Genomic DNA, 10,338 nt, shown 5'->3' with positions numbered 1-10,338 from the left:
TTCGCTCGACTTGCATGTATTAGGCACGCCGCCAGCGTTCATCCTGAGCCAGGATCAAACTCTCCATAAAAATTTATGATGTTTGATTAGCTCATCATACTAAATAGTGTTTGTAACATTTAAGTTACTTTATTGGAATTAACGTTGACATATTGTCATTCAGTTTTCAATGTTCATTTTCTTCAACACAAGAATTAATTATACTCGCTATCGATATGAAAGTCAACAACTTTTTTTAATTAATTTTTTTGTGTTTTTAATGTTCGTTGATTTGTTTCGCTCAACAAATACATACTATACAGGGTTTCTTCCAAATGTACAATGGTAAAAATTACACTACAAAAGGTAAGAGATAGAGTCTAATCTACAAAATACGAACATTATATAAAATAATTTGTTAATAGTTAATATTAAGTATGTTTTGTTTCAGTTTATAGCTTTTTTTACATTGCTCTTCTCCTATAAAACAAACTTTTAAAAATTTACATTTTTTTAAAATAATTTTAAAAAAAGCTATTTACAGTGTGATTTAGTATTGTTGAAGGTAAAATATCCTCGTTATTCAATACTAATCTACTATAAATAGCACATAAAAATTTACATTTCGGTTCTACCAGCAATTGCTTTAGAAAGCGTTACTTCATCAGCATACTCTAAATCGCCACCAACTGATAACCCTTGTGCAAGGCGTGTTACCTTTATTCCAATAGGTTTTACAAGTCTTGAAATATACATGGCGGTCGATTCACCTTCTAAGTTTGGATTCATAGCTAATATAAGTTCTTTAACTTCTTCATCTTTTAATCTATCAATAAGTGTAGGTATATTGATATCTTCAGGTCCTATACCATCCATTGGAGAGATAGATCCATGTAATACATGATAAAGGCCTTTATACTCTCTCATTTTTTCCATTGCAATAACATCTTTATCATCTTCAACCACACAAATAATTGAACGATCCCTTTGTTTATCTTCACAAATGTAACACGGATCTTTTTCAGTAATATGACCGCAAATACTACAATAGGTAAGTTCTCGCTTAACATCTACTAAGGCTTTAGCAAATTTTACGACATCGTCTTCTTTCATGTCTAATGTATAAAAAGCCAGACGTTGAGCCGTCTTGGGACCAATGCCTGGCAGTTTCATAAAACTATCTATAAGTTTTGAAATCGGTTCAGGATAATGCATACTTAACCTACATTCCTGGAATATTTAAGCCTTGAGTATGTTTACCTAATCGTTCTTGTGTTAAATTATCTGCTTTATTCATTGCTTCATTTGTTGCAGCTAAAACTAAATCTTGTAACATTTCGATATCATCTGGATCTACTGCTTCTTCTTTAATTTCTACATCTACAACTTCTTTATGACCAGTTACAGTTACAGCAACCATACCGCCACCAGCTGTTCCTACAATACGTTCGTCTTTAAGTTTTTCTTGTTCTTGTGCCATTTTCTTTTGCATTTTTTGCATTTGTTTCATCATTTGTTGCATATTTCCGCCACCGCGCATAATTCATTTCCTCCTTAAATTTTCACATTAATTTTATTATAATTTATATTTTATTATACATACGTTTATATTTATTGTCATGTATGACTCATTCAACTTACTTTGTAAACAAACTGACCTATTTTATTATTCATCTATAATATTCACAGTATCTTCACCAAATAAATCTTTCGCTTTTTGAGCGATATCAGACGTTTCCTCTTTAGTATTATCTTTTGTACTTTCAGAAGAATGATGATCATTTTGTTTTCTATGATTAATATACTCGCTTCTTACTCTCATCCATTGATCTGAAGGGACACCTACTACTTCAACATTTTTATCTATGATATTACAAACGACGTTTTCAATGTTTTTCCTTTTTTCTTCATCTTTATTAACAATTTCACAATGTATTTCTTCATCAAATTGAATTAATACACGTTTTCTACTTGCTGCTACTGGAATTGAGTTTTGCAATAAGCTGACTAAAGATTTTTTATCATTACTTTTAGCATAATCAATGACTTCTTGCCAATGTTCTTTGAGTAGTTGAATATCTTCTTTATTTGCTTCATCTAACACTTTAGCTATCTGAGTCATAGAAAATGCTGCTTTACTTTGACGTTTACTTCTAGAATGTGTGTTTGTTTGTGTGTGCTTGTTATTACTCTGTGAAATACCTTGTGCTTTTAGAGTTTTTAACTCATTTTCAAGTTGTTCCATTCTTTGTAATAACACTTCATTATTAGGTTCTGTAGCAACAGGAGTTGTTGCTACATTTTCTACTTTCGTAGGATTTGTTTTTACCATTTCAGCTAATTTAACTAATAACACTTCAAAGTGTACATTCTGATTCACACTAAATCTAATAGAAACGAGCGTATCATTTATAATATCTATCATATAATATAACGTTTCTAAATCAAATTGAGTTAAGGCATCGTAACTTGTTTGTTCATTGATGGTTTTATTCATAATTGTATCTCTTACGAAATAAATCATATCATTAATAAGTCTATTTACTTCTTTACCTTCAGATACAAAGTGATGATAACGAGAAAATGCTTCTTTTACATTTCCATTAACGATATCGTTAAACAATTCATTAAGCGACGCTTCATCTACACTACCCGTTACGTCTAATACATCTTGTAATGTAAGATGCTCATCTCCAAAAGCAATTGCTTGGTCCATAATGCTTAATGCATCACGCATACCACCTTCTGATGCTTTAGCAATAAATTCTAATGCCGCTTCCTCATAATCTAGTGATTGTTCTTGTGCAACAAAACGTAATCGTTCCACAATCTGTTCCGTACTAATCGCTTTAAAATCAAAACGTTGTGCACGTGAAATAATCGTAGGTGGTATTTTATGCGGTTCTGTTGTTGCTAAAATAAAAATAGCGTGTGCTGGGGGTTCTTCTAATGTTTTTAATAAAGCATTAAAAGCACCTGTTGTAAGCATATGAACTTCATCTATAATATAAACTTTATATTTTGATTCACTAGGTGCGTATTTAACTTTATCTCTAATATTTCTAATTTCATCAACACCGTTATTACTAGCAGCATCAATTTCAATAACGTCACCATTTGTTCCTTGTGTAATGCCTTTACATATTGCACACTCATTACAAGGTTCACCATCATGGGGATTTAAACAGTTAATAGCTTTAGCAAACACTTTAGCTATACTTGTTTTACCAGTTCCTCTTGGCCCACTAAAAATATATGCATGAGATTGCTTTCCTTTTGAAATAGCATTTCTCAAAGTTTTAGTGACATGTTCTTGACCTACAACATCACTAAAACTTTGAGGTCTAAACATTCGATATAAAGCTTGATAGTTCACAGTCGCACCTCCAATACAATTACTTATCAATTATATCATGTCATATCTTTGATATATTAATTTTTTATACTTCTATGATATCGGTTCTAGTTTCCCATGTGGATATTCACTTAATTGATCCCACAAGAATTTCACATAAAGAGGCTTATCATCACTTTTCGATATAATATGATGTTGCGCCGCTGATGCATAACCTAACGTTGTAAAATAATCAGGACAACCATCTACAATAATAGCAGTATAATGATGAGCTTTCGCACGCTCTTCTACAGCTTGTACTAAAGCTTTTCCTATACCTTGGTTTCGATAAGGTGTTGCTACAATCAAAGAAGATAATTGTAATACTTTAAATGTATCTTCATTATCAATGAGATTCACTTCATTTAGCATGATGTGCCCTATAATGTCCCCATCTTCTTTTTTGGCAATAACTTCTAATTCATAATTATACGTAGGTTGTTTTCTTAAATTAGAAATTATTTTACTATGTGATTTACCATCTAAACCTTCGTTATTAGTATAATGTTGTTCAAGTTTTTCTAAAGTCTCGATATAATCCATTTCAGTTAAAGTACTTAAATAAACTTGCATAACTTCCCCCTATATTAACATGTTCCTAATCATATTTCTGTTAAATGAAGTAAGTGAATGTATCAGTGTATACACCCATGACCCTCATTATAAAAATAATTTAGGGCATTTTTTCTCAAAATGCTTATTTTGAATATCTGTATATAAGTATGATGTTTATAGTTGTTCGATGCCAACTTATTTAAATGATTTAAAAGTCTTTATCTGTATTCTAAGTTCTTCTATAGTTTATATAAAAAAGGAGTGACTTTAAATTAAAGTCACTCGTAAAGTATATCTATTTATAGAAATGATTAATTTTAAATTAAATAACCGTGCACCTTCGAATCGAATGTACATCATAAACGTTACCGAAGTCGATAGCTAAATCTCGGCTACCCTACGGCACATATGAGTGTCCACTTAATGCTGCTTCCGTCAGGACCTGACATGATTCATGGGTTCATATTGCATAGGACCGAAATCTTCAAACACCTCGTGCTTCGGGCAGACTTCACAAAAGTACACCCTCAACGAAGGAATTAAGTCTCGCATAAAGCGGATTTCGAGTACAGGGAACCGCTACCTCCCCACCTAGCACGGTAAGTTTTATAATACTATAAAACGTATTAACGTTGCAAGTAAAATAATATATTTATTTATAAATCATTCAAGTTAAAAACAAATTCAAAAATATTACTATTTATTTTGTCGACGAGAAAATTCATTAAACTTAAACTCTGTCGCTAAATGCTTTGAAACATTATATTGAAATCGCGTCGTATCTTTAAGAAAAACGGTACTTCTTACTGTCGCTGTATATGGATGGTGCACTTTACCAAACACTTGATATTCAAAATCCTTAAATGGTTCAAATGTAATTGATTTATTGGAATAGCTAATATTTAAATGAAGTTCTTTTTCTAAATAATCATAAATAGACTTTCTAGCTATCTCATTAGATATTTTAGGAACTAATGATGTTAGAAAATAATCTTCATCTAATATTTTAACTTTTCCATCCACACTTCTACTTCTTACTACATGACATAATAAATCGTTATTTCTTAAACACAATTGTTCTTTCACTAAAGGAACATCAGACGCCTTTATTATTTCATTTACAAGTACATGTGTTTCATGAGTTAAGTTTAACTTTTCTTTAACTTCTTTAAAGCTAATTAAATCTGAAAAAGGAAATTCAGTGATATCTTGTTGAATAACTATCGATCCTTTTCCTTTAATTTTTTGAATCATCCCATCATTTGCAAGTAATTCAAGTGCTTTTCTTACCGTTTCTCGAGATGAGTGATACGTTTCTACAAGCTCACGTTCTGACGGTAGTTGTTCACCATGTAAGTATATTCCCTCAGAAATATCTTTTTTTAATTTTTCATAAATTACTGCAAATTTTTGTTGACCCATTTTTAATTTTTCACCCTATCATTTAATATGACTTACTAATAACTATCGCACCATATGGTGAAATCTTATTGTCAAGAATTGTACCACTTTGAATAATAATATCTCCTACTATATCAAGATCATCTGGAATCCTAACAGTTTCATTTGAAAAGTTAGCAATAATTAACCAAGAATCATTTTTATAGTTGCGACGATAAATAAACAATTGTGGATGATCCATATACAATGGTTCAATATCTCCATAAGTAATAATATCATAATGATGACGTAACTTAATAAGTTGACGATATACATGTAAAACTGAATCTTTATTACTTATAGCATCTTCAACATTAATCGCATCTATATTATTAGGTAAATCTATCCATGGCGTACCAGATGTAAACCCCGCATTTTCATTTTGATTCCATTGTATAGGAGTGCGTGAATTATCACGCGATTTTTGGGATAAAATGGTCAAGATTTCTTCTTCTGGTATTCCTTCTTCTTTTAGATGTGTATACGCATTAAGAGATTCGACATCTCTATATTTTTGTATTGATGTATAATGAGGGTCAGTCATGCCAATTTCTTCACCTTGATAAATATAGGGTGTCCCTTGTAACATATGTAACGCAATAGCTAACATTTTTGCGCTTGCTTGACGATTCAATTCATTTGTATCATCGCCAAATCGTGATACTACTCTTGGTTGGTCATGATTACACCAAAAAATAGCATTCCAGCCACCACCATTATGGATACCTACTTGCCATTCCATTAAAATTTTCTTTAATTTAAGAAAATCATATTTTTCATTTGTCCACTTTTCACCATCTTTATAATCCACTTTTAAATGATGAAAATTAAATACACTATTCAACTCTTGACGCTCAGGACGTGTATATTTAATACAATTGTCAATCGTCGTTGAAGACATCTCACCTACTGTCATCATATTTCTATTTCCAAAAGTATGACGGTTGAGTTCATGTAAATATTGGTGAACACGGGGACCATCAGTGTAAAATTCTTTTCCGATAGCTTCCGAATTTTTAAATTCATCTTTAGAAATAAGATTTATTACGTCAAAACGGAAGCCATCAACGCCAAATTGAATCCAATAATTTACCATTTCATAAAGTGCTTGTCTTACTTTTTCATTATCCCAATTCAAATCAGCTTGTGTCACATCAAATAAGTGTAGATAGTATTCATCTGATTTCTCATCATATTTCCAAGCATTTCCACCAAATTTAGATTGCCAATTTGTTGGTGGTCCATCTGCTGATGATTTGAAAAAATAAAAATCTCGATAAGGATTATCTTTTGAACGAATTGCTTCCTTAAACCAATGATGTTCCGTAGACGTATGATTAATTACAATGTCTAGCATAACTTTTAAGTCTCGACGATGTGCTTCATAAATCAATTTTTTAAAATCATCTAACGTTCCAAACTCTTCATTAATTTTAAAATAATCACTGATATCGTAACCATTATCATTCATTGGAGATTCATAAATAGGTGTTAGCCAAATATAGTCCACGCCTAAATACTTTATGTAATCTAATTTTTCAATAATACCATTCAAATCTCCTTTACCGTTTCCAGTCGTATCATTAAAAGATTTAGGGTAAATTTGATACACTACTGATTTTCTCCAATCGTTTTGAATCATATTAATGCCACCTTTATCTAAAAATATATTCTTCAAAATAATTAATTATTCACATCTTATAATGAAAGTTCTTAAGTCTCATTTTATATCATCCGGATTTTCTATCATTTCTTTAGCTTTAACTTTAGTGAATTTAGAAAAAACCACCGTTAATACTGCTGGCAAAATCATTGCTAATAGGATAACAGGTATATAAATATACCAATATTTACTTTGGATTGAAATAAAAGCTGGAACGCCTCCTACCCCTACATTACCAAGTACTCGGTTTGCTCCAATGACTGCCCCTAAAATACCCGATGTACAAATAGCAGCAAAAAACGGTACTTTTAAAGGTAAATTCACTCCAAACATAGCTGGTTCAGTGACACCTAAGAAAGCAGAAACGCCAGATGTTAATGCTAATCCTTCTTCTTTTGCCATTTTTCGACGTTTATAAATTAACCATGCACCAAATGCAGCTGATCCTTGACAAATATTAGAAATGGCTACAATTGGCCATAAATAAGTTCCCTTTAAAGAACTGCCCATCAATTGAAAATCCACTGCTAAGAACATATGGTGTAATCCAGTAATAACAAGTGGTGCATAGAAGAAACCATAAATTGCGCCCCCTAACCAACCCGCATGTTCAAAAATAAATTGTATAGCACCTGTAATCGCTGTTCCGATACCTAATGCTATAGGCCCAATAATAATAAATGATAGGAATCCTGTAATTAATAATGCCACAGGCCCTACTACAAGCATCTTAATTGAATCATGCACGACTTTATTAAGTGCTTTTTCAATTAAAGAAAGTACATAAGCCGCGATAAGTACCGGAAGGACTTGCCCTTGGTAATTTAGTTGTTTAATTTCTAAACCAAATAAATTCCATGTAGGAATTTGGCCCTTAGCTATATCATATTGTGAAACAAGTTGAGGATGCATTAATATCAACCCCAACACTAATCCTAAAATTGGACTACCTCCAAAGACTTTCATACTACTCCAACCAATTAAAGCTGGTAAAAAGATAAATGCTGTACTAGCTATGACATTAATAATATTAGAAATATCACCTAATTGATGATGTTGTTCCACTAAGGCCTTAGGACCAAATAAATGTTCCATAGTTAAAAGATTATTAATCCCCATAAGTAAACCAGCTGTTACTAGTGCTGGCAAAATTGGAATAAAAATATCTCCTAATAATTTTACTAATCGTTGTAATGGATTCCCTTTTTTTGCAGCGGCAGTTTTTGCTTCATCTTTAGATGCAGTTTCTACACCGGTTTCATTTACAAACTGTTTATACACTTCATCTACTGTACCAGGACCAATAACAATTTGATATTGATTGTCAGCTTTAAATTGGCCTTTAACAAGCGTATTATTAGATAAAGCTTCCTTATCTACTTTATTATCATCTTTCAAAACTAATCGTAATCGCGTTACACAATGAGTAGCAGTATCTACGTTTTCTTTTCCACCTATTGCTTGAACAATATCTTGTACATCTTTTCTTTTTACACTCACGATGTCCACTCCTTTGTTTCTAACTTAAACAAAGTATAACTTGTCTAGACAAGTTGTGTAAAGGCTTTCATTAAATAATTTAATTTTTTAAAAATTTAGTACATAAAAATAAGCACTCAGTAAGTTACTGAGTGCTTATCTTCTTTATATTGATTAGTCTTGGATTTTAATGATAATGGCGGAGGAAGAGGGATTCGAACCCCCGCGGCCCGTTAAGGCCCTGTCGGTTTTCAAGACCGATCCCTTCAGCCGGACTTGGGTATTCCTCCAATGAACACAATAATCATCATATAATATTATTCATTGGAAGTCAATCTTTTTATATTATTATGCTAAAACTTTTTGTTTGAGATATTGATCTACTGATTTAGCTACAGCTCGGCCTTCTTTAATTGCCCACACAACTAAACTTTGTCCACGACGTGCATCTCCTGCAGCAAATACCTTTTCTTGATTTGTACGGTAATCCTGCTCATTTGCTACAATTTTATTTTGTTTGGTTTTAATATCAAATGATCGTGGTACTGTTGTTTCAGTTCCTTCAAATCCAATTGATAATAATACTAAATCTGCTGGCCAGTGTCTTTCTGTACCATCAACCACTACCATACCTTCAGGTGTTTCTTCTAAAATTTGGGTATAAACGCCGCGAATATTACCCATTGTATCTACATCATATCGCATAGTTTGAACACCATATGCACGAGGTTCTCTTCCAAATCGTGCTTCATATTCTTTATGAGCATAATCCATTTTAAATACAGGTAACGCTAAAGGCCAAGACGTGTTACTTTCAAATGTAATCTCTTCTGGTGCTTTTGTATACTTGTTAAACTGTACAATAGATTTACAATTTTCGCGTAAAGCAGTTGCTACGCAGTCTGCTCCAGTATCCCCTGCTCCTATAACAATTACATTTTTATCTTTAGCCGTAATTGAAGCTTCTTCAATCTCACCATTTAAAACTTGCATTTGCTCAGTAAGGTAATCCATAGCAAAATGAATACCTTGTCCCATTCTACCTTCTAAAGGTAAGTCGCGTGCTTTTTGAGCACCAGTACATAATATAATCGCATCAAATTGTTCTTCTAATTCATCACGTGTTATATCTACACCGATATTAGTATTTGTCTTAAAAGTAATACCTGCCTCACGCATGATTTCAATTCTACGTCGAACCACAGTTTTGTCTAACTTCATATTTGGAATACCATACATTAATAAACCACCTGGTTCAGCTGCTCTTTCAAAGACAGTAACTTGATAGCCTACATGATTTAATTCTTCCGCCGCTGCTAATCCTGCAGGACCGCTTCCAACAATTGCCACGCTCTGGTCTTTGTGTTCTTTTGGATATTTTGGTTTTACCCATCCATTGTCATAAGCTTCATCAATAATCGTGCGTTCGATGCCTTTAATTGCTACAGAATCACGATTAATTTTCATAACACATGATTGCTCGCATGGTGCAGGACAAATACGTCCTGTAAATTCAGGAAAATTATTTGTCTCACTTAGACGTTCGTATGCTTCTTTAAAGTCTTGATGATAAACTAAATCATTCCATTCAGGTATATAATTTCCTATTGGACAACCAATTGTTTCTCGTCCGAAAGGAAGTCCAGTTTGACAAAATGGCGTTCCACAATCCATACATCTTGCCCCTTGAACAGAGGCTTCTTCTCTAGAAAATCGTTGTTGGAATGCTTCGTGTCCTTCTAAACGTTCAATGAGTGACAATTCTGCTAATGATTGTTTCTCATATTTCATAAACCCTTTAAACTCACCCATAACTTTTCCTTCCTTT

8 protein-coding genes, 1 tRNA gene, 1 rRNA gene and 1 other RNA gene are annotated in these 10,338 nt (G+C 32.5%); all 11 read right to left on the bottom strand.

The window, feature by feature from the left end:
• Positions 1-70, bottom strand: a 16S ribosomal RNA gene (locus BDW25_RS06965); the annotation flags it as partial.
• A gap of 527 nt (positions 71-597) precedes the next feature.
• Positions 598-1,194: a recombination mediator RecR gene (gene recR / locus BDW25_RS06960; RefSeq protein ID WP_002447967.1), complete on the bottom strand. Its 597-nt coding sequence runs from the start codon at positions 1,192-1,194 to the stop codon at positions 598-600.
• Between the two features lie 7 nt (positions 1,195-1,201).
• A complete protein-coding gene (locus BDW25_RS06955) occupies positions 1,202-1,519 on the bottom strand; it encodes a YbaB/EbfC family nucleoid-associated protein (RefSeq protein WP_002447964.1) in 318 nt (105 codons plus the stop codon).
• Positions 1,520-1,645: 126 nt separating this feature from the next.
• On the bottom strand, positions 1,646-3,355 hold the full coding sequence (gene dnaX / locus BDW25_RS06950) for a DNA polymerase III subunit gamma/tau (protein WP_002454505.1): 1,710 nt from the start codon (positions 3,353-3,355) through the stop codon (positions 1,646-1,648).
• A 72-nt stretch (positions 3,356-3,427) separates the two neighbouring features.
• Entirely contained in the window at positions 3,428-3,946 is a 519-nt protein-coding gene (locus BDW25_RS06945) for a GNAT family N-acetyltransferase (protein WP_002454506.1), read from the bottom strand.
• 312 nt (positions 3,947-4,258) lie between these two features.
• Positions 4,259-4,528, bottom strand: an RNA gene (gene ffs / locus BDW25_RS06940) — signal recognition particle sRNA large type.
• A 96-nt stretch (positions 4,529-4,624) separates the two neighbouring features.
• The gene (gene treR, locus BDW25_RS06935; RefSeq protein WP_002447948.1) at positions 4,625-5,350 is read right to left on the bottom strand and encodes a trehalose operon repressor; all 726 of its coding nucleotides are present in this window, start codon (positions 5,348-5,350) and stop codon (positions 4,625-4,627) included.
• A gap of 22 nt (positions 5,351-5,372) precedes the next feature.
• The gene (gene treC / locus BDW25_RS06930) at positions 5,373-7,010 is read right to left on the bottom strand and encodes an alpha,alpha-phosphotrehalase (protein WP_002454507.1); all 1,638 of its coding nucleotides are present in this window, start codon (positions 7,008-7,010) and stop codon (positions 5,373-5,375) included.
• Between the two features lie 78 nt (positions 7,011-7,088).
• Complete coding sequence (gene treP / locus BDW25_RS06925; protein WP_049418734.1) at positions 7,089-8,531, bottom strand: PTS system trehalose-specific EIIBC component; 1,443 nt, start codon at positions 8,529-8,531, stop codon at positions 7,089-7,091.
• 176 nt (positions 8,532-8,707) lie between these two features.
• Positions 8,708-8,800 (bottom strand) — tRNA-Ser (locus BDW25_RS06920).
• A gap of 58 nt (positions 8,801-8,858) precedes the next feature.
• Entirely contained in the window at positions 8,859-10,322 is a 1,464-nt protein-coding gene (locus tag BDW25_RS06915) for a glutamate synthase subunit beta (RefSeq protein ID WP_002488119.1), read from the bottom strand.
• Positions 10,323-10,338 lie beyond the last annotated feature (16 nt).

It is taken from the genome of Staphylococcus sp. AtDRG32, from assembly GCF_004365845.1.
In the GTDB taxonomy this organism is placed as follows: Bacteria; Bacillota; Bacilli; order Staphylococcales; family Staphylococcaceae; genus Staphylococcus; species Staphylococcus hominis.
Note: the sequence above shows the minus strand (reverse complement) of the source record. Positions and strands in the feature narration are given on the sequence as shown.

Excerpts from the sequence above, each read along its gene's own strand:
- BDW25_RS06945 (WP_002454506.1), bottom strand. The coding sequence starts at position 3,946 with ATGCAAGTTTATTTAAGTACTTTAACTGAAATGGATTATATCGAGACT.
- recR (WP_002447967.1), bottom strand. The coding sequence starts at position 1,194 with ATGCATTATCCTGAACCGATTTCAAAACTTATAGATAGTTTTATGAAA.
- BDW25_RS06915 (WP_002488119.1), bottom strand. The coding sequence starts at position 10,322 with ATGGGTGAGTTTAAAGGGTTTATGAAATATGAGAAACAATCATTAGCA.
- treR (WP_002447948.1), bottom strand. The coding sequence starts at position 5,350 with ATGGGTCAACAAAAATTTGCAGTAATTTATGAAAAATTAAAAAAAGAT.
- BDW25_RS06955 (WP_002447964.1), bottom strand. The coding sequence starts at position 1,519 with ATGCGCGGTGGCGGAAATATGCAACAAATGATGAAACAAATGCAAAAA.
- treC (WP_002454507.1), bottom strand. The coding sequence starts at position 7,010 with ATGATTCAAAACGATTGGAGAAAATCAGTAGTGTATCAAATTTACCCT.